The organism is Streptomyces sp. NPDC002513, from assembly GCF_053595355.1.
In genome coordinates this window covers 176,760-200,057 of the sequence record NZ_JBSFXK010000004.1, presented here as the reverse complement: position 1 = coordinate 200,057, position 23,298 = coordinate 176,760, and the positions used below count along the sequence as shown (strand labels likewise).

21 protein-coding genes are annotated in these 23,298 nt (G+C 70.7%); 11 read left to right on the top strand and 10 right to left on the bottom strand.

From position 1 onward, the window contains the following. Positions 1-29 precede the first annotated feature (29 nt). Together ACWD5Q_RS04960 and ACWD5Q_RS04955 are read right to left on the bottom strand one after the other, a co-directional pair. Positions 30-491, bottom strand: coding sequence for a DUF2771 domain-containing protein (locus tag ACWD5Q_RS04960; RefSeq protein ID WP_451425596.1), 462 nt, complete (start codon positions 489-491; stop codon positions 30-32). Positions 492-562: 71 nt separating this feature from the next. After that, the gene (locus ACWD5Q_RS04955; RefSeq protein WP_451425595.1) at positions 563-1,981 is read right to left on the bottom strand and encodes an MFS transporter; all 1,419 of its coding nucleotides are present in this window, start codon (positions 1,979-1,981) and stop codon (positions 563-565) included. A gap of 490 nt (positions 1,982-2,471) precedes the next feature. Here ACWD5Q_RS04955 and ACWD5Q_RS04950 point away from each other — a divergent pair, with 490 nt between their 5' ends. The 3 genes from ACWD5Q_RS04950 (at position 2,472) to ACWD5Q_RS04940 (ending at position 8,040) form a co-directional block, all read left to right on the top strand. Continuing rightward, positions 2,472-3,398, top strand: a complete 927-nt coding sequence (locus ACWD5Q_RS04950; protein ID WP_451425594.1) for a DUF3027 domain-containing protein — start codon at positions 2,472-2,474, stop codon at positions 3,396-3,398. A 285-nt stretch (positions 3,399-3,683) separates the two neighbouring features. Beyond that, the gene (locus ACWD5Q_RS04945; protein ID WP_451425593.1) at positions 3,684-6,803 is read left to right on the top strand and encodes a sacsin N-terminal ATP-binding-like domain-containing protein; all 3,120 of its coding nucleotides are present in this window, start codon (positions 3,684-3,686) and stop codon (positions 6,801-6,803) included. Positions 6,804-7,116: 313 nt separating this feature from the next. Continuing rightward, complete coding sequence (locus ACWD5Q_RS04940; RefSeq protein WP_451425592.1) at positions 7,117-8,040, top strand: hypothetical protein; 924 nt, start codon at positions 7,117-7,119, stop codon at positions 8,038-8,040. A gap of 150 nt (positions 8,041-8,190) precedes the next feature. Here the strand turns inward: ACWD5Q_RS04940 and ACWD5Q_RS04935 are convergent, their stop codons facing one another. Continuing rightward, positions 8,191-8,409 carry a DUF397 domain-containing protein gene (locus tag ACWD5Q_RS04935; RefSeq protein ID WP_451425591.1) on the bottom strand — a complete coding sequence of 73 codons (219 nt, stop codon included), beginning with the start codon at positions 8,407-8,409 and terminating at the stop codon, positions 8,191-8,193. Positions 8,410-8,417: 8 nt separating this feature from the next. Further along, complete coding sequence (locus ACWD5Q_RS04930; protein ID WP_451425590.1) at positions 8,418-9,269, bottom strand: helix-turn-helix domain-containing protein; 852 nt, start codon at positions 9,267-9,269, stop codon at positions 8,418-8,420. A gap of 206 nt (positions 9,270-9,475) precedes the next feature. Here ACWD5Q_RS04930 and ACWD5Q_RS04925 point away from each other — a divergent pair, with 206 nt between their 5' ends. The 3 genes from ACWD5Q_RS04925 (at position 9,476) to ACWD5Q_RS04915 (ending at position 11,740) form a co-directional block, all read left to right on the top strand. After that, on the top strand, positions 9,476-9,889 hold the full coding sequence (locus ACWD5Q_RS04925; protein ID WP_451425589.1) for an ATP-binding protein: 414 nt from the start codon (positions 9,476-9,478) through the stop codon (positions 9,887-9,889). Positions 9,890-10,336: 447 nt separating this feature from the next. Further along, positions 10,337-10,828, top strand: coding sequence for a MarR family winged helix-turn-helix transcriptional regulator (locus ACWD5Q_RS04920; protein ID WP_451425588.1), 492 nt, complete (start codon positions 10,337-10,339; stop codon positions 10,826-10,828). A 246-nt stretch (positions 10,829-11,074) separates the two neighbouring features. Next, positions 11,075-11,740, top strand: a complete 666-nt coding sequence (locus ACWD5Q_RS04915) for a nitroreductase (protein WP_451425587.1) — start codon at positions 11,075-11,077, stop codon at positions 11,738-11,740. A gap of 122 nt (positions 11,741-11,862) precedes the next feature. Here the strand turns inward: ACWD5Q_RS04915 and ACWD5Q_RS04910 are convergent, their stop codons facing one another. Beyond that, positions 11,863-12,507, bottom strand: coding sequence for a dihydrofolate reductase family protein (locus ACWD5Q_RS04910; protein WP_451425586.1), 645 nt, complete (start codon positions 12,505-12,507; stop codon positions 11,863-11,865). Between the two features lie 252 nt (positions 12,508-12,759). On the opposite strand from ACWD5Q_RS04910, the gene ACWD5Q_RS04905 reads away from it, so the two are divergent. Further along, complete coding sequence (locus tag ACWD5Q_RS04905) at positions 12,760-13,293, top strand: GlcG/HbpS family heme-binding protein (protein WP_451425585.1); 534 nt, start codon at positions 12,760-12,762, stop codon at positions 13,291-13,293. A 180-nt stretch (positions 13,294-13,473) separates the two neighbouring features. Here ACWD5Q_RS04905 and ACWD5Q_RS04900 read toward each other — a convergent pair whose 3' ends face one another. The 3 genes from ACWD5Q_RS04900 to ACWD5Q_RS04890 all read right to left on the bottom strand — a co-directional run bounded on the left by ACWD5Q_RS04900 (position 13,474) and on the right by ACWD5Q_RS04890 (position 16,814). Beyond that, on the bottom strand, positions 13,474-13,947 hold the full coding sequence (locus ACWD5Q_RS04900) for a MarR family winged helix-turn-helix transcriptional regulator (protein WP_451425584.1): 474 nt from the start codon (positions 13,945-13,947) through the stop codon (positions 13,474-13,476). 98 nt (positions 13,948-14,045) lie between these two features. Continuing rightward, complete coding sequence (locus tag ACWD5Q_RS04895; RefSeq protein ID WP_451425583.1) at positions 14,046-16,439, bottom strand: HAD-IC family P-type ATPase; 2,394 nt, start codon at positions 16,437-16,439, stop codon at positions 14,046-14,048. A gap of 108 nt (positions 16,440-16,547) precedes the next feature. Further along, positions 16,548-16,814, bottom strand: a complete 267-nt coding sequence (locus ACWD5Q_RS04890) for a DUF2530 domain-containing protein (RefSeq protein WP_451425582.1) — start codon at positions 16,812-16,814, stop codon at positions 16,548-16,550. A gap of 240 nt (positions 16,815-17,054) precedes the next feature. Here ACWD5Q_RS04890 and ACWD5Q_RS04885 point away from each other — a divergent pair, with 240 nt between their 5' ends. From ACWD5Q_RS04885 to ACWD5Q_RS04875, 3 genes are all read left to right on the top strand, one after another. Continuing rightward, positions 17,055-18,500 (top strand): NCS2 family permease, encoded by a 1,446-nt coding sequence (locus tag ACWD5Q_RS04885; RefSeq protein WP_451425581.1) that lies wholly within the window; start codon positions 17,055-17,057, stop codon positions 18,498-18,500. Positions 18,501-18,762: 262 nt separating this feature from the next. After that, complete coding sequence (locus ACWD5Q_RS04880) at positions 18,763-19,200, top strand: MarR family winged helix-turn-helix transcriptional regulator (RefSeq protein WP_451425580.1); 438 nt, start codon at positions 18,763-18,765, stop codon at positions 19,198-19,200. 320 nt (positions 19,201-19,520) lie between these two features. After that, positions 19,521-20,792 (top strand): MFS transporter, encoded by a 1,272-nt coding sequence (locus ACWD5Q_RS04875; RefSeq protein ID WP_451425579.1) that lies wholly within the window; start codon positions 19,521-19,523, stop codon positions 20,790-20,792. Between the two features lie 45 nt (positions 20,793-20,837). Here ACWD5Q_RS04875 and ACWD5Q_RS04870 read toward each other — a convergent pair whose 3' ends face one another. Continuing rightward, the gene (locus tag ACWD5Q_RS04870; protein WP_451425578.1) at positions 20,838-21,425 is read right to left on the bottom strand and encodes a Uma2 family endonuclease; all 588 of its coding nucleotides are present in this window, start codon (positions 21,423-21,425) and stop codon (positions 20,838-20,840) included. 105 nt (positions 21,426-21,530) lie between these two features. On the opposite strand from ACWD5Q_RS04870, the gene thpR reads away from it, so the two are divergent. Continuing rightward, positions 21,531-22,103 carry an RNA 2',3'-cyclic phosphodiesterase gene (gene thpR, locus ACWD5Q_RS04865; RefSeq protein WP_451425577.1) on the top strand — a complete coding sequence of 191 codons (573 nt, stop codon included), beginning with the start codon at positions 21,531-21,533 and terminating at the stop codon, positions 22,101-22,103. A 177-nt stretch (positions 22,104-22,280) separates the two neighbouring features. Here thpR and ACWD5Q_RS04860 read toward each other — a convergent pair whose 3' ends face one another. Then, complete coding sequence (locus tag ACWD5Q_RS04860) at positions 22,281-23,273, bottom strand: aldo/keto reductase (RefSeq protein WP_451425576.1); 993 nt, start codon at positions 23,271-23,273, stop codon at positions 22,281-22,283. Positions 23,274-23,298 lie beyond the last annotated feature (25 nt).

Genomic DNA, 23,298 nt, shown 5'->3' with positions numbered 1-23,298 from the left:
AGCGGGGGACGTCTCGACGGACGACGTGGTCAGGATTCCTTCTTGAGCTTGAAGGTCCACAGACCCGTCACCTTGTTCTCGCCCTCCTTGACGGAGACGGTCGTGGTGTTGCCGCTCGCGCCGTACTGCGCGTTGAAGAACACGCTGCCCGGGATCGTGCGGTAGGTCTTCTTGCTGGAGTCGGTCAGCGGCTGACCGTTCATGAGGATCGTCCAGCCGTTGTCCGCGATGGCCGGGTCCACGCCGAAGCGGACCGTCGCATCGGGGTCGACGCTGATCGTCTTGATGTCCTTCGACTGCAGGCACTTCGCCAGATCCGCGGCCGCGACTTCCTTGCCGTCGTTGTAGCACTCGGTCTGGGAGTTCACCGAGTCCGTGCCGACCGTGACGGTCGCCAGCGGCGTCGGCTTGTTGCAGGCGGACAGCAGGAGAAGTCCGGCGGAAACGGCGCCGAGAGCGGCTACGGCGCGACGGGAACGCAGTGCGGTCATGGCCGAAGGCTATCGGGCACGTCCAGTCCCCTCCCCACGTGGGGTGCGCGACGTGCCGCGCACTCGTGCGATCAGGTGCCCGCGCGGGTGCCGCGGCGGGCCGAGGCGAGCAGGCCCCGTACGGTCGTCAGCCAGCCCGCCGCGACGAGCGCGGCGCCCACCGCGAGCCCCAGCACCCCGTTCAGCGGCAGCACGATGCCGATCGCGCCCCCCAGCACCCAGGCCATCTGCAGCAGCGTCTCCGAGCGCGCGAACGCCGAGGTGCGCACCAGTTCCGGCACGTCCCGCTGGATCAGCGCGTCCAGCGACAGCTTGGCGAGCGCCTGCGCGAACCCGGCGACCGCCGCCAGGCACGCCACCAGGAACGCGCCGAAGAAGACCGCCGCGGTGATCGCCGCGCCCAGCACGAGCGCCACGACCGTCACGATGATCACTTCCGGTGCGCGGGATTTCAGCCAGGAGCCGACGGCCGTGCCCAGCGCGTTGCCGGTACCCGCCGCGGCGCCCACGATGCCGAGCGACACCGCGGCGCTCTCCCCGGCGAGCGGGTGTTCGCGCAGCAGGAAGGCGAGGAAGAAGATCAGGAAGCCGGACAGGCAGCGCAGGGAGGCGTTGGCGGCCAGGGCGTGGGTGACGGCTGGGCCGACCGTGCGCAGCCCGGGGCGGCGCCCGGTCGCCCGGCGGCGCGGCCCGTGCAGGTGGGCGGCGTCGGCGGCGAGCAGCGCGATGTCCTCGCCCTTGGCGGAGTCGACCTTCGGGGGCAGCGAGAACGACAGAAACGTCCCCGCTACGAAGATCACGAAGGCCCCGTACAGCGGCCAGGCCGGGCCGATGGTGTGCAGGCCCGCGGCCACGGGAGCGGCCACGCCGGTGGCGAGAAGGCCGCCGAGGGTCACCCGGGAGTTGGCCTTCACCAGGGAGAAGCCGTGCGGCAGCAGCCGGGGCACCACGGCGCTGCGGACCACGCCGTACGCCCTGGAGGCCACGAGGACGCCGAGCGCGGCCGGGTACAGCTCCAGGCTTCCGCTGGCGACCGCTCCGGAGATGATCAGCGCGAGCAGGGCCCGGGTGAGCATCGCGGCGGCCATCGCGGCCCTGCGGCCGTGCGGCAGCCGGTCGAGGAGCGGGCCGATCACGGGCGCGAGGACCGTGAACGGTGCCATGGTGATCGCGAGGTAGAGGGCGACGCGCCCGCGGGCCTCGTCGGTCGGCACGGAGAAGAAGACGGTGGAGGCGAGGGCGACGGTGACCATGACGTCGCCGGCGCCGTTCACGGCGTGCAGTTCGATCAGTTTGCCGAGGCCGGACTCACCGGCGCCGTGCGCGTGGGTCACCTTGCGGATGCCGCGCGCGGCGCCGGTGAAGGGGAGGCGCAGGGCACGGCCGACCGCGCGGACGGACCCGCCGAACCGGCCCGAACCGCCACCCTCGCTGCGCCCCTCGGCCCCGCCCACCCCGGCGGCATCGTGGGACGACCTCGCGGCTGCCACCCCGTCATAGTGCCCCGAGAAGGCCGGGGGTAGTGCGGTTACCGCGCGGATGGGGCCCGCTGTGTCCCGCGCGGGCCGGTGCGCCGGTCGCGCCGTACGCGCCGGACAGGCCGGACACGCCGGACAGGCCGGACACGCCGGTCCCGGATATGCCGGACGGGCCGGAAGCGGTCACGCCGGTCGCGCTGGTCGCGCCGGACGGGCCGGGAAACCCCGCCGCGGCGCACCGGTTCGGTCCGCGAAGGGCCCGCGTCCGGGAAAGCACAGCCACTCGGTGTGGGCCCCGGGGCGCGGAGAGGGTAGCGTGCGTAGCGCGCCCTGGCGATTGTTCTCGGCCGCGCGCCTCTCATCCATCCCGCAGAATGGATGGGGTAGGTGCGCCCGAGCGCGATCGGGCGCGGACGTCGACGCGGTCCGCCGGTCCGCTCCGTCCGCACCCCCAGCCGGGAAAGGCGCACCCGTGAGACGGCGTAGGAGAGAAGCGATACCTGTGAGCGCAGCGACAACGCGAAGCCGTACCCCCGACCGTCTGTGTGCCGAGGCCGTCGACCTCGCCCGTGCTGCCGCCGAGGAGGTCGCCGCGCCCGGCGTCGTCGGGGAGCACGTCGGATTGGTGGCCGAGGGCGACCGCGTTGTCACCCACTTCTTCGAGTGCAAGGAGCTGGGGTACCGGGGCTGGCGCTGGGCGGTGACGGTCGCCCGGGCGTCCCGAGCGAAGATCGTCACGGTTGACGAGACGGTGCTGCTGCCCGGTTCCGACGCGTTGCTCGCGCCGGAGTGGGTGCCGTGGAGCGAGCGGCTGCGCCCCGGGGACATGGGTCCGGGCGACCTGCTGCCGACGGCCGCCGACGACCTGCGCCTGGAGCCCGGCTACTCGGGCGAGGAGGAGCCGCCGCCGAACGCCCCGGTCTCCGGGGAGATGGCGGAGCTGGTCGAGGCGGAGGACGTGGAGGTGACCGCGGGCGTTCCCGCGAACCTGCCGCTGGCGCCCTCGCGCGGCTCGATCGCGGCGGTCGCGGAGGAACTGGGCCTGCGCCGCGCCCGGGTCCTGTCCCGCTACGGACTGCATGTCGCCGCCGACCGCTGGGAGGAGGCGTTCGGCCCGAAGACGCCGATGGCGCTGGCGGCGCCGGCCTCCTGTGTCAGCTGCGGCTTCCTGGCGGCGATCGGCGGCTCGCTCGGACAGGCCTTCGGGGTGTGCGCGAACGAGTTCTCCCCGGCCGACGGCCATGTGGTCTCCCTCGCCTACGGCTGTGGCGGCCACTCGGAGGCGGCGGTCATGCCGAAGACTCCGCAGCCGCCCCCGCCGGTGGTCGACGAGACGAGGGTGGAGGCGTTCCCGCTGCGTCCCTCTCCGGACTCGGGTTCGGTACCGGCGGTGGCCGACGAGGCGACAGCCGAGCTGGGCCACTCGTAGGAACACCTCCTCGAAGCCTCCTCGCGGCCTCGCCGGCGGCCCGGTCGCGGTCCCGCGTGCTGCCGTACGGCCCTGCCGCGGCCCCCTCGCGCCGGCGCACGGCCCTGTCACGCCCCCGCCGGCGCCCCCGTCCAGGCCACGGACGGCCCGTCCGGTCACCGCGGACACGGCCGTACAGTCCTCGGCGGGAGCCCGGGAGCGCGACCTCCGGGAGCGGCCGGTCCGGCAGGCGGTACTTTCGTCCCGCGGCAGGCACGGGCACGCCGCGAGAGGGAGAGTGAAAGCGTGAGCGTATTCGTGCAGCCGGCAGCCGAAGGCGCGGACCCGTTCGGAACGGCCCGGCTGCGGCGCGGGGTGCTGGACGCCTGGGCCACAAGCCCGGCCCGGTTCCGCGAGGACGCCAACGCCGAGGAGGACCTGGTACTCGGCGGGTACCGCGACCGCCTGGTCGTCGAACTCGCACAGAACGCCGCCGACGCCGCGGCCAGGGCGAAGGCCCCCGGCCGGCTGCGGCTCACCCTGCGCGACGGCGTGCTCGTCGCCGCCAACACCGGTGCCCCCCTGGACGCGGCCGGCGTCGAGTCGCTGTCCACCCTCCGCGCCTCCGCCAAGCGCGACACCCATGAGCAGGCCGTCGGACGCTACGGCGTCGGCTTCGCGGCCGTCCTCGCCGTCAGTGACGAGCCCGCCGTCGTCGGCCGGCACGGCGGGGTCCGCTGGTCCCTGGCCGAGGCCCGGGAACTGGCCGCCGAGACCGCCCTGCACGGCCCGGGCCTCGGGGACGAGATCCGCCGCCGCGACGGCCATGTGCCGCTGCTGCGGCTGCCGTTCGCCGCCGAGGGCAGCGCCCCCGGCCCGTACGACACCGTCGTCATCCTCCCGTTGCGCGACGCGGCCGCCGCCGACCTGGCCGAGCGGCTGCTGCACACCGTCGACGACGCCCTCCTGCTCGCCCTGCCCGGCCTGGAGGAAGTCGTCGTCGAGATCGGCGACCAGGAGCTGCGGACCCTGCGCCGGCGCGCCGACGGCGCCGACACCGTGATCGAGGACTCCCGCGACGGCACCACCCGCTGGCGCACCGGCTTCCGGCACGGCCCGCTCACCCCGGACCTCCTCGCCGACCGCCCGGTCGAGGAGCGGCTGCGTCCTCACTGGTCCGTCACGTGGGCCGTCCCCGTCGCCGACGACGGCACCCCGGCCCGGCCCCGGACCGCACCGGTCGTGCACGCCCCCACGCCCAGCGACGAGGCGCTCGGCGTGCCCGCGCTGCTCATCGCCTCCTTCCCGCTGGACACCACCCGCCGCCACGCCGCGCCCGGCCCGCTCACCGACTTCCTGGTGGAGCGCGCGGCCGACGCCTACGCCGAACTCCTCGCCGGCTGGCGCCCGGTGACCGCCGGCGTCATCGACCTGGTGCCCGGTCCGCTGGGCAAGGGCGAGCTGGACGGCGCGCTGCGCCGGGCCGTTCTGGACCGGCTGCCGCGCACCGCGTTCCTGCCGCCCGCCCACGACGTCGGCGAGGACTCCGAACTGCCCGAGGCACTGCGGCCGCGGGACGCCGAGATCGTCGAGGGAGCCGGCGCCCAGACCGTGCGGGTCCTCGCCGAGGTGCTGCCCAGCCTGCTGCCCGCGGGCCTGGAGCGCCGTGCCGAGTTGCGGACGCTGGGCGTCGCCCGGGTCCCGCTGACCGAGGCGGTCGACCGGCTGGCGGGCCTGGAGAAGGAGCCCGACTGGTGGTGGCGGCTGTACGACAGCCTGGCCGGGGTCGATCCGGACCGGCTGACCGGGCTGCCCGTGCCGCTTGCTGACGGGCGTACGACCATCGGACCCCGCCAGGTGCTGCTGCCGACCCTCGACGGGCCGCCGGTGACGCCCGAGGCCCTGGCCCGGCTGGGCCTGAAGGTCGCCCACCCGGAGGCCGCCCATCCGCTCCTGGAGAAGCTGGGCGCCCTGCCGGCCACCCCGCGTGCCGTGCTCACCACCCCGCAGGTGCGGGCCGCCGTCGCCGCCTCCCTCGACGACGAAATGGCCGGCTGGGACGAGGAGGGCCTGGACGCCGAGGAACTGGCCGACACCGTGCTCGCCCTGGTCCGGGAGGCCGCGCTCGACCCCGGTGACGAGCCCTGGCTCGGCGCCCTCGCCCTGCCCGACGAGGACGGTGAACTCGCGCCCGCCGGAGAGCTCGTGCTCCCCGGCAGCCCCTTCGCGAGCGTGATGCGCGTGGAGGAACTCGCGCTGGTCGACGCGGAGCTGGCCGAGCGCTGGGGCGAACAGCCGCTGACCGCCTGCGGGGTGCTCGCGAACTTCGCCCTCGTCCGCGCCACCGACGTGGTCCTGGACCCCGATGAACTGGAGCCCCGCGACACGGACTTCGCCGAGCCGGACGACGTCGGGCTGCTCGACGCCGTCGACGTGTGGTGCGAGGACGTCCTGGACAGGCTGCCGGACACGCCCGTGCCGCCGGTGGCGACCGAGATCGTCGCCGTGCGCGACCTCGACCTCGTCGACGACGACCGCTGGCCGCAGGCCCTGGCCCTGCTGTCCGAGCCCCCGCTGCGGGACGCGCTCACCCAGTCGGTGCGCATCCTGCTACCTGACGGCACCCACGAGGTCGTACGGCCGTACACGGCCTGGTGGCTGCGCGGGCATCCGGTCCTCGGCGGGCGCCGCCCCGCGGGCCTGCGCGCCGCGGGCGGCGACCCGCTGCTGCACGGGCTGTACGACGAGGCCGACGCCACCGGGTTCGACGACGAGCAGGTGCTGCGGGCGCTCGGCGTACGGACGACCCTGGCCGCCCTGCTCGACGAGCCGGGCGGCGGCGCCGAACTGCTCGACCGGCTCGCCGACCCCGAGCGGCCCGTCTCCGCCGCCCGGTTGCACGCCCTCTACACAGCCCTGGCCGACCTCGACCCGGAGCAGGTGACCCTGCCGGACGAGCTGCGCGTGGTGGTCGACGGCCGGGTGACCGTCGTGGACGCCGCCGAGGCGATGGTCGTCGACTCGCCCGATCTGCTGCCCTTCACCGAGGGCGTCCCGCTGCTGCCGGTGCGCCCGACGCGGGCCGCCGATCTCGCCGAGCTGTTCCAGGTGCGGCGGCTGAGCGAGTCGGTGACCGGCGAGGTGACCTCCGAGGGCGCCGAGCACGACATCCCGGAGCCGGTGCGGGTCCTGCTCGGACCGTCCACCCCGGCGTCGTACGTCGAGCACGAGGAACTCGTCGTCGACGGTGTGGAGATCGACTGGCGGCTGACCTCGGACGGCGTGCTGCACGCCGCCACCCTGGAGGGTGTCGCCGCGGGTCTCGCCTGGGCGACGGGCCAGTGGCCGCGCCGCTTCGAGGTCGCCGCGCTGCTGGAGGACCCGTCGCGCACGGAGGAGCTGGCACGGGACCGCTGGTTCGACTGAGCCCGCCCCGCGGCCGTACGGGCCCGCCCCGCGGCCGTACGGGCCCGCTCCGCGGCCGTACGGCGGGGACGGGACCGTAATCGACATGCGGTGACCCGACCCGGGCACCGCCCGGTCCCCGCGCTCCGTCCGGGCGCGGGGACCGGCCTTTCCCCGGGGCCGACGGCCGGACGGGCGGTCAGAGAAAAAACCTCCAGCCCCGTACAACCTTCTGTTCCGGCCGTGGATCTGATCATGCGAGTCAACCGACTCCCCAGACACGCGGGGCTCGTGAGTCACACCACGATCCCCTTTTCTCCACGTGGAGAACGTCATGCACATTCGTGCCACTGTGGCCGCCGTCTCTGGCGCCCTGGCCCTCTCCGCCTTCGTTGTGCCGGCCGCGCAGGCCGCCGACGCCGCCCCCGCCCACCGCGCGGCCGTCGAGAAGGTCCTGAAGTCCGCTCACGCCACCTCCGGCATGCAGGCGTTCACCGCCGGCACCGGTACCTCGGGCGAGCCGTACCCCCTGAACGTCACCTTCTCCAACCTCAAGATCGGCAAGGCGTACAAGGTCGGCGTCGGCGGCCACGTCTCCATCCCGGTCTCGTACAACCTGACCCACGGCGCCGACGTCAACATCGCCGCGTCGGACTTCGAGACGGACCCCTACCTCTACAAGGGCTCCTTCGACACCCCGGACAACCTCCTCTTCGGCGACGCACCGGCCACCTGCACCGCGACCTCGTCGACCGTCGCCGCCTGCAAGGGCAAGATCGACATCTACCCGGCCGACGGGGAGCTGGAGAACGCGAACGCGGGCTCCTGGAACGCCGCCGCCGGCGCCATCGACTGGAACGGCCAGCTCGGCTCGGCCAACCCGGACATCTCCAAGGTCGGCATCGCCGAGCAGGGCGGCCTCGCCAAGACCCTGATCCAGCGCAACTCCACGCTGACGGCCGACGCGTCGCCGGAGCCGGTGCGCAAGGGCGCGACCCTCACGGTCAAGGGCAAGCTGGCCCGCGCCAACTGGGAGACCCACAAGTACGCCGGGTACACCGGCCAGCCGGTGAAGCTGCAGTTCCGTAAGAAGGGCAGCACCACCTACACCACGCTCAAGACCATCAACACGGACAGCACGGGCAACCTGAAGACCACGGTCAAGGCGTCCGTCGACGGCTACTACCGCTACTCCTTCGCGGGCACCACGACCACCCCGGCGGTCAGCGCCACGGGTGACTTCGTCGACGTGAAGTAATCCTCCGCCACGTCAAAGCCGCCCCGCCGGGACTCCCGGCGGGGCGGCTTTGACGTGGCGGGCGGTGACTGTTGCTGCAGCCGCTGGGGCCGACGGTGCCGTTGCGGGTTTCGCGTGCGAGTTGGCAGCGGCTTGAGGGAACGAGGTGGATCAGCCTCGGAATCCGGCGAAGTCCGTCACGGCGGAGTGGGTTTTGAGGGCCTCGATGAAGGTGGTGAAGGCTCCGGTCGGAATGGAGAGGGTGGCCCTGGCCGGGGTCTTGGAGTCGCGTATGGATACGTGGGTGGGCGAACTGGCTATTTCCACGCAGTCGTTGCCGTCGCCGGGGCCCGAGTAGGACGACTTCCGCCAGTTGCTGAGGACGGGCATGGGGCGCCTCACAGTTCCTTCGCCAGCCTGTGGATGAAGTCACGGGACTGGTCGGATTCGAGTGATACAGCTTTCACTCTACGGAAGAGCGTTCGAAACGAGCCCAGTTGGGCCTCTGAGTCGATGAACGCGGTGCCGTGGGGAGCATCTCGGACCACGGTGTCGAGCTTGGGTACGGGGCCACCCGCGTATTTCATCGTGCTCGTGGCTCCGGCGAAGCCGTCCAGCTCAAACGGAATGACGCGCAGAGTGATGTGTTCCGCTTCGGAGAGTTGCAGGAGACTGGAAAGCTGAGCCCGTGAGGCGGTGCGATCGCTCACTCTGATCCGCAGGGCTGTCTCGTGGATCACTGCTTCGTAGGGAACTGGGACGGGTTCTTCGAGGATGACCTTGCGCTGCATCCGGTGACGGACGCGCAACTCAAGCTCGTCGTACGGGAGTTCAGGAACCCTGAAGGAGTAGACCGCGCGGGCGTAGTCCTCCGTCTGTAGCAAACCGGGGATGTACGGCAGCGCAACCTCTTGCAGGAAAGTGGCGTGGTGCTCCAGCTCGGCGAGGTCGAGGAACGGTGCGGGCAGCAGCCTTCGGTACTCCTCCCACCAGCCACGTGTCCGGTCGGTCGCCATCGCTGCCAGGGCATCGATGAGGGCGTCGTCCGTGCAGGCGTAGTGAGCCGCGAGCCGGCGCAGCCGCTGCTCGCTGACGCCTGAGATGCCGGATTCGATCTGGCTCATCTGGACGGAGTTCGCGCCGAGCAGGCTCGCGGCCTCGGTTGCCTTGAGTCCTGCGGCCTCACGCAGCCTCCGCAGTTCGGTGCCCAGGCGTACCTGACGTGCTGTGGGGTGCCGTCTTGCTGGCACGGCGTCCTTCTTTCCTTCAACGTCCTTGTTTGCGTGACTCGTTCGGGGCTAGGTTACGCGACCGGCTTGCATGGACTGAAATTTATGACCTACCGTCAGTGACCTAACGCACACGCTGCGGAAGTGCACCGCTCTGTCGTGCCACGACGGCTGCGGCAATGCCACCGTCTGCCTCGAAACCCATCTCGTCCGAACGGAGCTGACGCATGCCTGAAAACGAGTCCGAATCCTGGGAGTACTGCCTCTACATCCCCAACGACCCGCGTGCTGTCACTATCAGTCGCCGCACCCTCCGCCTCATCCTCACCATGCACGGCCTGATCCGCCTGGTCGACACCGCCGAACTCCTTGCGACCGAGCTGGTCTCCAACGCCGTACGCCACACCAAGGGCCCGGCCGCGCTGCGGGTGCGCTGGTCGGCAGGGGTGCTGCGGATCGGCGCGTGGGACGCCGACCCCGAGCCGCCGGAGCCGCCCGTGCCGCTCGAGCAGGTCGCCGACCTGGAGGAAGGGCGGGGGTTGGGGCTGGTCCGTGCGTGTGCCGACCTGTGGGGCTGGCAGCCGCTGGCGAGAGGCGGCAATCGGGGCAAGGTCGTGTGGTGCGAGCTCGCCGCCGTATAAAGCGTGCCAAAAGGGGCTCTGGCCGCTCCGGGCCGGGTGGTCAGGCACGTGGACACCCTTGCGGCGGTCGTGTCCCCGAAGGTGGTGTACGGCCCGAACTGCGACACATTCGGGAAATGTGTCGCACCTGTGGAGCCAACTACCCGCCCTCAGCCGCTGTGCACCACGGCCGCGGACGTGACCCAAGCCCTGACGGACTCGCACTTCGGTGTTCTGGCATGCGTGCAGCAGTCATCTCCTGTCACCCTGACCGGTTCGCCGAACGGACGCTGACACACCTGGTGTGGCGGTGCGCCGCTTCGGCAAGTACCCCATCTGCGGCGAACGCTCGGCAGACACTGCCGACGCGGACGACGCACGGTTCGCACCGCCAGGCCCCGGTAGCTGAGTCGGTTCAAGCGACATTCGGCATGTTCACATCCGCACGGGAAATGTAGCGTCGCAATCATGGGACAGCTGACTGGAACCACCACTGACCAGGCGCCGGCTGATCCGGCCGTCACCGACCACATGCTGGCCACTCAGCCCGTCGGTTACTGGAGCGGCCTGGCCCATGCGGCCGTCACCCGGCATCTGCGCGACGCTATGGCCAAGGTCGACGTCACGCAGCCGCAGTATTGGGTGCTCAACCGCGTGAACGGTGGGCCCGCGGCGCCGAGTCGCGAGGAGGTGGTCGCTCAGCTGTCGCCACTTGCGGACGGGCAGAACGAGATCGCCCGGGTCGTCGACCAGTTGCTCCACCGTGGCTGGATCCAAATCGACACCGAGCAGCGCCTGCACCTCACAGACACCGGGGAGGCTGCCAGGGTGAGGCTGCGCGAGCTGGTGACCGAGCTGCGCACCGTGGTCCACATGGGTATCAGCGACGAGGAATACGTAGCCGTACTGAAGGTGCTACGCAGGATGATCGCCAACATCGAGGGCCGCAAGCACTCCTAGCCTCGCGCTCTGGCGGCGGCTGTCGTCCAGCAGGTGATCGTGTCAGCAGAAAGTCCTCTGACCAGCGAGAACGAGTGACACCGGGGAGCCGGTGGGCCCAAGACTCATCAAGATCTTGGGGAAGTGTCCAGCCGTGTCGGGCCCGTTGGCAGCGCATCGAAGCGCGACCCGGAATTTTTTGTCGTGCTCTTGCGTGCTGAAGACGGGTAGAGAGGTGGTTGCCGTTGCGTGGGAGGGTGAGAAGACGTGGATGTGTATGAGGCCGTGGACAGTCGCCGGGCTGTGCGGGCGTTCAGCGACGAGCCGGTGTCCAAAGAGTTACTCGAACGAGTGCTGGCTGCAGCGACGCGGGCTCCGTCGAGTGGGAACCTCCAGCCGTGGCACGTGTATGTCGTGACCGGCGAGCCCTTGGCCGAACTGAAGAGGCGCGCGACGGCCAGGGCACTGGCGGGGGACCCGGGTGATGAGCGGGAGTATCCGATGTACCCGGCCGAACTGACCTCGCCGTATCTGGGCCGTTTCTCCGCCGCGGCCGCCCAGCGGTACAACGCGCTGCGGATCGAGCGCGACGACCCCGACAGGCCCAAAAAGATCGCCGCCATGAACGCGGAGGCGTTCGGGGCGCCAGTCGTACTGTTCTGCTACCTCGACCGGACGATGGGGCCCGCACAGTGGGGGGACGCGGGGATGTACTTGCAGACGGTGATGCTGTTGCTGAGGGCGGAAGGGTTGCACAGCTGCCCCCAGATGATGTGGACGATGTATCGCAAGACCGTCAGCCGGATAGTCGGGGCCGATGACGGGCTCGTGCTGTTCTGCGGTGTCTCGGTGGGATTCGAGAGGGAAGGCGTGCCACGGCTGCGTACCGGGCGGGCGGACATGACAGAAACGGTGAGCTTCATCGGAGTGTGACCGCGTCGTCCGGGAGGTGCTTGCCGGTCGCCATGGACGCGCCCGCATCCGCAGCGAGAGGGGCATCCGCCGGGGCGGACGCTCCCTCGCAGTCGCAGCCTGGACTTGAATGGGCCCTCACGTCACCTTCGCCAGAACAGGTGGTGCGTCACGCCGCTCGGGCTGGGTACGACCTCCAGGTGGAACCGGTCGAGCAGCTCATCGGGGGATTCCCAGAGTCGTAGGCCGGACCCGAGCTTCACCGGCGAGACCGCCACATGCAGGGTGTCGACGAGGTCGGCATCAAGGAACTGCCGGATGGTGGTGACCCCGCCGCCGAGTCGGACGTCCTTGCCCTGTGCCGCTTCCCGCGCCCGTTCGAGGACCGTGGCCGGGGCGCCGTCGACGAAGTGGAACGTGGTGTCGGAGAGCGTGAACGACGGACGCTCGTGGTGGGTCATGACGAACACCGGCGTGCGGAACGGGGGCTCCTCCCCCCACCAGCCGCGCCACTCATGGTCCTGCCAGGGGCCGCGCTGGGGCCCGAACTTGTTGCGGCCCATGATCTCGGCACCGATGTTGTGTGCGAAGTCTCGCGTGAAGTAGTCGTCGAGGCCCCGGCTGCCGCCGGGGTCGGTACGCATGGCCCAGCTCGCCGTGGCTCCGGCCCAGGCGAACAGCCTCTCGGGGTGGTCGACGCCGAACGGCCGCTCGAGACTCTGGTGCTCACCGGCACCGATTCCGTCACTCGAGACGTTGAAGTTCATGACTCTCAGCAGTTGATCCACGTGTTTCCTCGTCAGGTCCTGTCGCGTCCTCGTGTGGCGGGGTGCCGCACATCATGACGTCGAACGGGATGCGGCCGGATCGACAGCGGCCCACAACCTTCTTCCAGGGCGGACGTGGCCGGCATCGAGTACGGCGATAGAAGTAGTGGCGCAGGTCACACTCGGGCGAGGTTGTTTGAATTTGAACTTCTGGGCTAGCGTTCCGTCTCGTCAGGTAGTTCCAATTCAAACAACTTGCCTCGGGAGAACGCCATGTCCCGCAAGAGCCTCATCGCTACCGCCGCCCTCGTCACCGCCGGTGTGGCGACCGCCGTGCTGACCACCCTGCCCACCGCGTCCGCCGCCCCGAACAGCACCGCGGCCCAGACCGCCGCCACGACGAGTGTCGGTACCGCCCCCTACCTGCCGCTGTCGGTGGCCAAGAAGATCTCCGACATCGCGATGCAGAAGGGCATCGAGAAGGGCTACCCCGTCTCCGTGACCGTCGTGGACCGTGACGGCGTGGTCATCAACGAGCAGCGTGCGGACACCGCGACCGGCGCCACCGTCCAGGTCAGCTTCGAGAAGGCCTACGCCGCGGCCGGCTTCCAGACCCCCACCGCCGACCTGCAGAACGCCGCCAAGACCTCACCCGGCTTCACCTACATCCCCGGCTTCAGCGTCCTGCCCGGCGGCGTCCCCATCACGGTCCACGGCAAGATCGTCGGCGGCATCGGTGTCTCCGGCGCCCCCACTGGCGAACTCGACGCCGACTTCGCCAACGCCGCCCTCAAGACCCTCTCCTGACGACCGGTCGCGCCTCATGGACATGCCGCCCCGCCACCGGCCGGGCGGCACACCCATGTCCGCCGACGCGCGGCCGGCCGGCGGCCCGGGCACACCGCATCGCCCGGTACCCCGCGGCAAAGCGGCGCGCACCGGCCACCGAGGCGCCGCCGGGATCGGCGGATTCGTTCGGTGGCCCTTTCAGGAGGAACGGGTTCCCGGGTCGGTCAGCCGGCTGACAAGGGCGCTGAGTCCTTTGCTGAGCCCGTCGAACTCGTCATCCGACAGGCCGTCGACGAACAGGGCGCGGACCAGGCCGGCATGCCCGGGAGCAGTCGCGCGGACCCTCTCCAGCCCGGCGTCGGTCAAGGAAGCGACGACGCCGCGATCGTCGCCGGCACACGAGCGGCGCCGGACCAGCCCCGCCTTCTCCAGCTGTGTCACCTGGTACGTCAGCCCGCTCTTCGAGGTGAGGGCCACATCCGCCAGGACAGTCATACGCAGCTCACCGCCCGGGGCGTCAGCGAGACGGCTGAGAACCTCGTACTGCTGATGAGACAGCTGCGCGTCGTCCCTGAGCTGCTGCTCGACCTGGCGCTCGATAAGCGAGCTGGCCAGCAGAAACGCTCTCCACGTAGCCAGCTGGCGCTGATCGAGCCAAACCGTGTCGGCCACCGTGTTCTCCCCTCGCCGTCCTGCACTCCCACCCCATTGGTTCCAATTTTAATGACACCGGCGAGTAGCGGGCCCCGGCTGCCCGACGCTTCTCAGCCTTAGGCAGGCACGCGGCGGTCGACCCACTTCCAGACGAACTCCAGGACGGCCGCCGCCAGCGCCGCGATCCCCACCGCGATCCAGGGGATCGAGACGCCCACCAGCCTCAGCGCGAAGAAGTGCTGGAGCGCGGGTACGGCCAGGACGAACAGGAACGCCACGCCCATCGCGGCCACCAGGGCGATCCGCCACCAGGTGTAGGGCCGCGCGATGATCGCCAGCACCCACATCGAGATCAGGAAGAGCGTGAGGGTCGCCGCGCTGGCCTCCGCCTCCAGTGAGCCGGGGCCCGTGTAGTGGTGCCGGGCGATCAGATACGTCACGAAGGTCGCGACGGCCGCCATGACCCCGCCCGGGATCGAGTACCGCATGACCCGCCGTACGAAGTGGGGCCTGGCCCGCTCCTTGTTGGGGGCGAGCGCCAGGAAGAAGGCCGGCACGCCGATCGTGAGGGTCGACAGCAGGGTCAGGTGCCGGGGCAGAAACGGGTACTCCACCTGCCAGCACACCACCAGCACCGCCAGCAGCACCGAGTAGACCGTCTTCACCAGGAAGAGGGTGGCGACCCGGGTGATGTTGCCGATCACCCGGCGGCCCTCGCCGACCACCGACGGCAGCGTCGCGAAGCTGTTGTCGAGCAGCACGATCTGCGCCACGGCCCGGGTCGCCTCCGAGCCGGACCCCATCGAGACGCCGATGTCCGCGTCCTTGAGCGCGAGCACGTCGTTCACGCCGTCGCCCGTCATCGCCACCGTGTGTCCGCGCGACTGCAGCGCGCCCACCATCTCCCGCTTCTGCTGCGGGGTGACCCGCCCGAACACGGTGCCCTTGTCCAGCGACTTGGCCATCTCCGCCTGGTTCGGGGGAAGGCGACGGGCGTCCACGACCTCGCCGACGATGCCGAGCTTCCCGGCCACCGCGCCCACGGACACCGCGTTGTCGCCGGAGATCACCTTGGCGCGGACGTTCTGCTGGGCGAAATAGCGCAGGGTGTCGGCGGCGTCCGGGCGCAGCCGCTGTTCGAGGACGACCAGGGCGGTGGGCCGGGCGCCGTCCTTGACCTGGGGGTCGTCCAGGTCCCGGGTGGTGCGGGCCAGCAGCAGCACCCGCAGTCCCTGCTCGTTGAGGCGCTCGGTCTCGGCCAGGGCCGGGTCGTCGGGGTTCAGCAGGATGTCCGGGGCGCCGAGGAGCCAGCTGCTGGCCTCGCCGTCGCCCTCGCTGAAGGACGCGCCGCTGTACTTCCGGGCGGAGGAGAAGGGCAGGGCCTCGGTGCAGCGCCAGTCCTCGCTGTCCGGGTAGGCGTCGATGATCGCCCGGAGGGAGGCGTTCGGGCGCGGGTCGGACTCGCCGAGCGCGCCGAGGACCTTGCGAATGTACGTCTCGTCGGCGCCCTGGAGCGGCCGCAGTTCGGTGACGTCCATGCCGCCCTCGGTGAGGGTGCCCGTCTTGTCCAGACAGACGGTGTCGACGCGGGCGAGGCCCTCGATGGCGGGCAGTTCCTGGACCAGGACCTGTTTGCGCCCCAGCCGGATGACGCCGATGGCGAAGGCCACGGAGGTGAGCAGGACGAGCCCCTCGGGGACCATGGGCACGATCCCGCCGACCGTGCGGGCCAGGGATTCCTTGAACCCGGACTGCTTGACCACGAGCTGGCTGATGACGAGGCCGATCGCGGTCGGGATCATCATCCACGTCACGTACTTGAGGATCGTGGAGATACCGCTGCGCAGCTCGGAGTGGACGAGGGTGAAGCGGGTCGCCTCCTCGGCGAGCCGGGCGGCGTAGGCCTCGCGTCCCACCTTGGTCGCGCGGAAGGCGCCGTTGCCGGCGACGACGAAGCTTCCGGACATGACCGGGTCCCCGGCCCGTTTGACGACGGGGTCGGCCTCGCCGGTCAGCAGCGACTCGTCGATCTCCAGCCCGTCGGCCTCGACGCAGACGCCGTCGACGACGATCTTGTCGCCCGGTCCGGTCTCGATGATGTCGTCGAGCACGATCTCGGAGGTGCCGATCGCGGCGGCCACCCCGTCCCGGCGGACCGTGGGTCTCGCCTCGCCGATCACGGCGAGGGAGTCCAGGGTCTTCTTGGCGCGCCACTCCTGGATGATGCCGATGCCGGTGTTGGCGATGATCACGTAGCCGAAGAGGCTGTCCTGGAACGGCGCCACGAACAGCATGGCCAGCCAGAGCACGCCGATGATCGCGTTGAAGCGGGTGAAGACGTTGGCGCGGACGATCTCGTTCAGGGAGCGGCTGCTGCGGACGGGGATGTCGTTGACGTCACCGCGGGCGACCCGCTCGGCCACCTCGGCGGCGGACAGTCCGCGTGTTCGCCCGGGTGCGGGGGCGGGGTGGACGGGATCGAGTTCGGCGCCCGCGTCGATGTGGGTCATGCATTCGACGGTACGTGCCGTTTTACGCCTTCACCCCTTGAGCCCCCCAAAGATCCGACCAGGGGAGGAGGGGGCTCGTGCGGTGGTTGTACGGGACGTCCCGGGCTGTCACTCGGCCGCCGCCTTCTTGATCGCCGCGTCCCGTTTGATCGCCGCGTCCCGCTTGCGCACGTACCAGACGCCGATGCAGCCGAGCCCCGCGCCGGCCAGGCACGTCCACAGCCACCAGGTGTGCCCGTGGTCGGCGAACCAGGCGTAGAACGGCAACTGGACCAGGAAGAGGACGAACCAGAGGATCGTGCCGCCGGTGATGGTGGCGACCACGGGGCCCTCCAGGGGCTCCGGCGCCTCGTGTTGCGGGGTCCACTTCGCCATGCGCACAGCTTACGAGGGGCGGCCGGCGCGGCCGGGGCTGGCCCCGGGCCCATGTGCGCCAAGGGTCTACGCGCGAAGATAGCGATCTACGGCTTATATGTTCATACTGAAGCGGTTCGAGTCTGGCCGCTTATATTCGTATGAATCACCAACAACGCCATGGGGGGAACCCGTTGGTGATCAGGTGACGGCGAGACTCGATCGCGTCTGTCCGCAGTCCCCCGAACCCTGAGGTCCCGCATGTCCACCTCGGCTCCTGCCCAGGCCACCCAGCAGCCGGGCACCCGGCCCCCGTTCGGCGCCCTCGACCGCTACTTCAAGATCTCCGAGCGGGGCAGCACGCTCCCGCGCGAGATCCGGGGCGGTTTCGCCACCTTCTTCGCGATGGCGTACATCATCGTGCTGAACCCGATCATTCTCAGCAGCGCGAAGGACATGTACGGGCACCACCTGGACAACGGCCAGCTGGTCACCGCGACCGCCCTCACCGCCGCCTTCAGCACACTGCTCATGGGCGTGATCGGCAATGTCCCGATCGCCCTCGCGGCCGGCCTCGGCGTGAACACGGTCGTCGCCCTCCAGCTCGCGCCGCGCATGTCGTGGCCGGACGCGATGGGCATGGTCGTCCTCGCCGGCATCGTGGTGATGCTGCTGGTCGCCACCGGACTGCGTGAACGCGTGATGAACGCCGTGCCGCTCGGTCTGCGCAAGGGCATCGCCATCGGCATCGGCCTGTTCATCATGCTGATCGGACTCGTCGACTCCGGCTTCGTCACCCGTATCCCGGACATCGCGCAGACCACGGTCCCGCTGCAGCTCGGCACCGGCGGCCATCTGACCGGCTGGCCGGTCCTGGTCTTCGTCCTGGGCACCCTGCTCACCTTCGCGCTGATCGTCCGCAAGGTGCCGGGCGCCATCCTGATCTCGATCGTCGCGATGACGGTGCTCGCGGTGATCCTCAACGCGACCGCCAAGATCGCCTCCTGGGGTCTGACCGTCCCGAAGTGGCCGGGCAACCCGCTCTCCACCCCGGACTTCGGCCTGATCGGCAAGGTCAGCCTGTTCGGCGGCTTCGACAAGGTCGGCGTCCTGACCGGGATCCTCTTCGTCTTCACGGTCCTGCTGTCGTGCTTCTTCGACGCGATGGGCACGATCATGGGCATCAGCGACGAGGCGAAGCTGACCGACGCCGAGGGCGCCATGCCCGGCATGAACAAGGTGCTCTTCGTCGACGGCATCGCGGTCGCGGTGGGCGGTGCCAGCTCCTCCTCGGCCACCACCTGCTTCGTGGAGTCCACGGCGGGCGTCGGCGAGGGCGCGCGCACGGGCTTCGCGAACGTCGTCACGGGCGCTCTCTTCGCCGTGGCCCTCTTCCTCACCCCGGTCGCCACGATGGTCCCGTCCCAGGCGGCCACTCCGGCCCTGGTCGCGGTCGGCTTCCTGATCCTGTCCCACTCGGTCAAGGAGATCGACTGGGCGGACTACACGATCGCCGTCCCGGCCTTCGTGACGATGCTGATGATGCCCTTCACGTACTCGATCACGAACGGCATCGGCATGGGCTTCATCGCCTTCGTGGCCCTGCGCCTGGCCGCGGGCCGGGGCCGGGAGGTCCCCGCCGCCATGTACGTGGTGGCGGCCGTGTTCGCCTTCTACTACCTGATGCCGGCGCTGGGCCTGACCTGACCGGCTCCCTTCCATCCCGAATGAGCGTCCGGACGACATCGTCCTGGACGCTCATTCCGTTTCTGGCGGCGTGCCGGCGGAGCCGTTCGAGCGACTCCCCGTCCACCCGCACTCCCTGACCGCCGCTCCCGTTCGGGTGATGCGTGCCGCTTCGGAGTTTCCCGGGAGGACTCGGGATCACGGGCCCGTAGTGGCGGGAGTCACCCGGGAGGCGGTGCGGCGCGATGGTCTTTAGGGAAAGTAATGAGTTATCCTAAAGAGCATGGTTGACCTGACCCATGGCGACGACCCTGCCGCCGTGAACGCTCTCCGCTCCTCTGTGATGCGCCTCTCGCGCCGACTCAAGCACCAGCGGGTCGACGAGTCGCTGAGCCCGACCGAGATGTCGGTGCTCGGCACCCTGTCCCGCTGCGGCTCCGCCACCCCCGGCGAGCTTGCCCGCAAGGAGCATGTCCAGCCGCCCTCGATGACCCGCATCGTGGCGCTGCTGGAGAGCAAGGGGCTGGTCGGGCTGGAGCCGCATCCCGAGGACCGCCGCCAGAAGGTGGTCACCCAGACCGAGCGGGCCGAGGCGATGCTCGAGGAGAGCCGCCGCAAGCGGAACGCGTTCCTGGCCGGCCTGGTCGAGGGCCTGGACGAGGACGAGTGGGCGAAGCTCCGCGCGGCGGCCCCCGTCCTGGAAAAGCTCGCGCATCTGTGACGGTGGGCGTCCGCCCCGGACGCCCACCGTGATGCCCGCGGCCCCACCCGCGTACGTACGAAGCCGTCATCGCAAGGAGGCGAACCCCTTTGAGTACGGGAACCGGAGTAGCTTCCGCCCCCGCACCAGCCACCCACGACTCCCCGCCCGCCCTCTCCGAACGCCCCGGACCCCCAACGGCTCCCGGGACTCCCGGGCCCGCCACGCCCGCCACGGCTTCTGATACGCACGAGCCCCCCAGTTCTTCCGGGACGTCCGAGCCCCCCACGGCGCCCGGGACCCCGGACCCCGTCGAACGGCCCGAATCCCGCGCGTCCTCGATGTTCAGCTCCCTGCGCGTGCGGAACTACCGGCTCTTCTTCCTGGGCCAGGTCGTCTCCAACATCGGCACCTGGATGCAGCGCATCGCACAGGACTGGCTGGTGCTGAGCCTGACCGGCTCCTCCGCGGCCGTCGGTGTCACCACGGCGCTCCAGTTCCTGCCGATGCTCCTCTTCGGGCTGTACGGCGGTGTCCTCGTCGACCGGCTGCCCAAGCGCCCGACCCTGCTGGTCACCCAGTCCGCGATGGGTGCCACGGGCCTCGTCCTCGCCTTTCTGACGCTCTCCGGCCATGTCCAGGTCTGGCACGTGTACGTCGCCGCCTTCGCCGCCGGACTCGCCACGGTCCTGGACAACCCCGCCCGCCAGTCCTTCGTCTCGGAGATGGTCGGCCCCGGGCAGCTGCAGAACGCGGTCAGCCTGAACTCGGCGAACTTCCAGTCCGCCCGCCTGGTCGGCCCGGCCGTCGCGGGCGTGCTGATCACCGGTGTCGGCACGGGCTGGGCCTTCCTGTTCAACGGCCTGTCCTTCCTCGCCCCCATCGCCGGACTGCTGCTGATGCGCGCCCGCGAGCTGCACGTCGTGGAGCGCGCCCCGCGCGGCAAGGGCCAGCTCCGCGAGGGGCTGCGCTATGTCGCCGGACACCCGGAGCTGATCTGGCCGATCGTCCTGGTCGGCTTCATCGGCACCTTCGGCTTCAACTTCCCGGTGTGGCTCTCGGCGTACGCGGGGCACGTCTTCCACGCGGGCGCGGGCGCCTACAGCCTCTTCAACACGCTGATGGCGCTCGGCTCGCTGACCGGCGCGCTGCTCGCCGCCCGCCGGGGCACGGCCCGGCTGCGGGTGCTGATCGCGGCGGCGGCACTGTTCGGCGGGCTGGAGGTCGTGGCGGCCGGGGCCCCGTCGCTGTGGCTGTTCGCGCTGCTGATGGTCCCGATAGGGATCTTCGGACTGACGGTGAACGTCACCGCGAACACAGCCGTCCAGATGGGCACCGACCCGGCGATGCGCGGCCGCGTCATGGCCCTGTTCATGATGGTCTTCGTGGGCGGTACGCCCCTGGGAGCGCCGCTGGTCGGCTGGATCACGGACGCCTACGGCCCGCGGATCGGCTTCGCCCTGGGCGGTCTGATCTCGCTGGCGGCGGCCGTGACCATCGGTCTGGTGCTGGCCCGGGCGGGCGATCTGCGGCTGTCGGTCGGCTGGCACCACGGTCACCCGCGGGTCCGCTTCGTCCCGCGCACGGGGACGGAGGAGCTGGCGGCCGCGTAGCCGCCGGACTCCGAACCCGCTGATCCCGGCCCCGGGGGGCCGGGATCAGTCCCTGGGGAACTCGTCCGTCTTGAGGACCAGCCCCACCACGGTTCCGGTCAGGTCGATCTCCTCGCCGAAGTCCAGGCTGAGCGTGCCGCGGTACGCGCCGTCCTGCGGCAGGGTGTGCAGATGCCATGTGCGGGTGTACGGGTCCACGATCAGGTACACCGGCACCTCGGCGGCGGCGTAGGCGGCCTTCTTCGGCCCGTGGTCGTTGTGGGCGGTGCCCCTGGAGATCACCTCCGCGACGAACTCGACGTCCTGGTGGCGCCAGTGGCCCTTGTCGTCTTTCTGGGCGTCCTTCGCGAGCGTCACGACGTCGGACGCGAAGCCGTTGAGATGCCCCGGGTAGTCGATCCGGACATCGGACTTCACGCGCGTGCGCGGGTACTTGGTGCGCAGTTGCTCGACGATGTCCAGGATGATGTCCCAGTGGGTGTCCCGCTGCGGCGTCACGAAGATGCCCCCCTCGACGATCTCGGTCTTGAAACCCTCGGGGATGTGCATCCGCTCCAGCCACTCGAACATGGTGTCGAGGCTGAGTTCTTCGCCCTGGTCGGCCATCTCGATCCTGTCTGCCAGAACAGTCACTGTGCCGCTCCTCCCCGCTGCCGCCTGGTCGCATGCAGCCGCGCGGTACAACGATACGCACGGTGACGAGGACACGCCGGGGCGTTTCCCGGGGAGACTGGTGCCATGAGACTCTTCGCCGCGGTGCTGCCGCCGCAGCGCGCGCTGGGTGAACTCGCCTCGGTCGTGCGCGAGGTGGAGGGCATGCCGGGCGCGGACGGGCTGCGCTGGACGGAACGGCCGGGCTGGCACTTCACGCTCGCCTTCTACGGCGAGGTGGACGAAGAGGTCGTACCGGAGCTGTCGGAGCGGCTGGCGCGGGCGGCCCGGCGCGCCGAGCCGTTTCCCCTGGCCCTCGCCGGGGGCGGCCGTTTCGGGGACCGGGCGCTGTGGGTGGGCGCGTCCGGGGACGCGGCGGCCCTGCGGCTGCTCGCCGACCGCACGGAGTCCGCGGGGCGCAAGGCGGGCGTGGAGATGGGGGAGCACCGCCGTCACCGTCCGCATCTGACCCTGGCCCGCAGCCGGGGCAGGGGAGCGGACCTGCGGCCGTACGCCGCCGCGCTGGACGCCTTCGAGGGGAGCACCTGGACGGTCGGGGAGCTGTGCCTCGTGCGCAGCCGGCTGCCGAGGTCGGGGGTGCCGGGGGAGCAGCCGCGCTACGAGACGGTGGAGCGGTGGGGGCTCGGCGCGGGCCCCTGACGAGGTCCGGTTACGCTCGATGCGTGGACCCGAAGACCCGTAACCGGATCATGGCCGGTGTGCTTGTGCTGATGTTCGCGGTGGTGGCGCTGGCGGCGGCGGTCGGCAGGTAGACCGCCGCCGCCGAGCGCACCGCCGCGCGCGGCCCTGGCCCCCGAGGAGACCCGGCCCTGTCGGCTACCAGGCGAACGCCTCCGGTGACGGCCCGGGCCCCGGGAAGATCTCCTCAAGGCCGGCCAGGACCTCCCCCGGGAGCTCCAGCTCGACCGCCCGCAGCGCCGACTGAAGCTGTGCGCCGGTGCGCGGGCCGACGATCGGGCCGGTGACGCCGGGCCGGGTCAGCAGCCAGGCCAGGGCGGCCTCGCCGGGCTCGATCCCGTGCTTGTCGAGCAGGTCCTCGTAGGCCTGGATCTGTGCGCGTGCGGTGGGGTCGGCGAGGGTGTCGGCGGCCCGTCCGGACGCCCGGCGGCCACCCTCGACCTCTTTCTTGATCACCCCGCCGAGCAGGCCGCCGTGCAGCGGGGACCAGGGGATGACCCCGAGGCCGTACTCCTGCGCCGCCGGGATGACCTCCATCTCGGCGCGGCGTTCGGCCAGGTTGTAGAGGCACTGCTCGCTGACCAGCCCGATCGTGCCGCCGCGCCGGGCGGCGATCTCGTTGGCCTGGGCGATCTTGTAGCCGGGGAAGTTGGACGAGCCGGCGTAGAGGATCTTCCCCTGCCGCACCAGGACGTCGATGGCCTGCCAGATCTCCTCGAAGGGAGTGCTGCGGTCGACGTGGTGGAACTGGTAGAGGTCGATGTAGTCGGTCCCCAGCCGCTTCAGGCTGGCGTCGACCGCCCGTCGGATGTTGAGGGCGGACAGCTTGTCGTGGTTGGGCCAGGCGTCGCCGTCCGCGGCCATGTTGCCGTACACCTTGGTGGCGAGGACGACCTTGTCGCGCCGGTCGCCGCCCTTGGCGAACCAGCTGCCGATGATCGATTCCGTACGGCCCTTGTTCTCGCCCCACCCATAGACATTGGCCGTGTCGAAGACGTTGATGCCCGCGTCCAGCGCCGCGTCCATGATCGCGTGGCTGTCGGCCTCGTCGGTCTGCGGGCCGAAGTTCATGGTCCCGAGGACGAGCCGGCTGACCTTGAGTCCTGTGCGTCCGAGCTGCGTGTACTTCATGTCTGCCTAGCCAACGGCGTGGAGT

What these genes read in the sequence shown, in the direction of transcription:
- ACWD5Q_RS04925 (WP_451425589.1), top strand. Translation starts at nt 9,476, where the DNA reads ATGCCTGAAAACGAGTCCGAATCCTGGGAGTACTGCCTCTACATCCCC.
- ACWD5Q_RS04860 (WP_451425576.1), bottom strand. Translation starts at nt 23,273, where the DNA reads ATGAAGTACACGCAGCTCGGACGCACAGGACTCAAGGTCAGCCGGCTC.
- ACWD5Q_RS04875 (WP_451425579.1), top strand. Translation starts at nt 19,521, where the DNA reads ATGTTCAGCTCCCTGCGCGTGCGGAACTACCGGCTCTTCTTCCTGGGC.
- ACWD5Q_RS04940 (WP_451425592.1), top strand. Translation starts at nt 7,117, where the DNA reads ATGCACATTCGTGCCACTGTGGCCGCCGTCTCTGGCGCCCTGGCCCTC.
- ACWD5Q_RS04920 (WP_451425588.1), top strand. Translation starts at nt 10,337, where the DNA reads ATGGGACAGCTGACTGGAACCACCACTGACCAGGCGCCGGCTGATCCG.
- ACWD5Q_RS04960 (WP_451425596.1), bottom strand. Translation starts at nt 491, where the DNA reads ATGACCGCACTGCGTTCCCGTCGCGCCGTAGCCGCTCTCGGCGCCGTT.
- ACWD5Q_RS04905 (WP_451425585.1), top strand. Translation starts at nt 12,760, where the DNA reads ATGTCCCGCAAGAGCCTCATCGCTACCGCCGCCCTCGTCACCGCCGGT.
- ACWD5Q_RS04890 (WP_451425582.1), bottom strand. Translation starts at nt 16,814, where the DNA reads ATGGCGAAGTGGACCCCGCAACACGAGGCGCCGGAGCCCCTGGAGGGC.
- ACWD5Q_RS04895 (WP_451425583.1), bottom strand. Translation starts at nt 16,439, where the DNA reads ATGACCCACATCGACGCGGGCGCCGAACTCGATCCCGTCCACCCCGCC.
- ACWD5Q_RS04885 (WP_451425581.1), top strand. Translation starts at nt 17,055, where the DNA reads ATGTCCACCTCGGCTCCTGCCCAGGCCACCCAGCAGCCGGGCACCCGG.
- ACWD5Q_RS04880 (WP_451425580.1), top strand. Translation starts at nt 18,763, where the DNA reads ATGGTTGACCTGACCCATGGCGACGACCCTGCCGCCGTGAACGCTCTC.
- thpR (WP_451425577.1), top strand. Translation starts at nt 21,531, where the DNA reads ATGAGACTCTTCGCCGCGGTGCTGCCGCCGCAGCGCGCGCTGGGTGAA.
- ACWD5Q_RS04935 (WP_451425591.1), bottom strand. Translation starts at nt 8,409, where the DNA reads ATGCCCGTCCTCAGCAACTGGCGGAAGTCGTCCTACTCGGGCCCCGGC.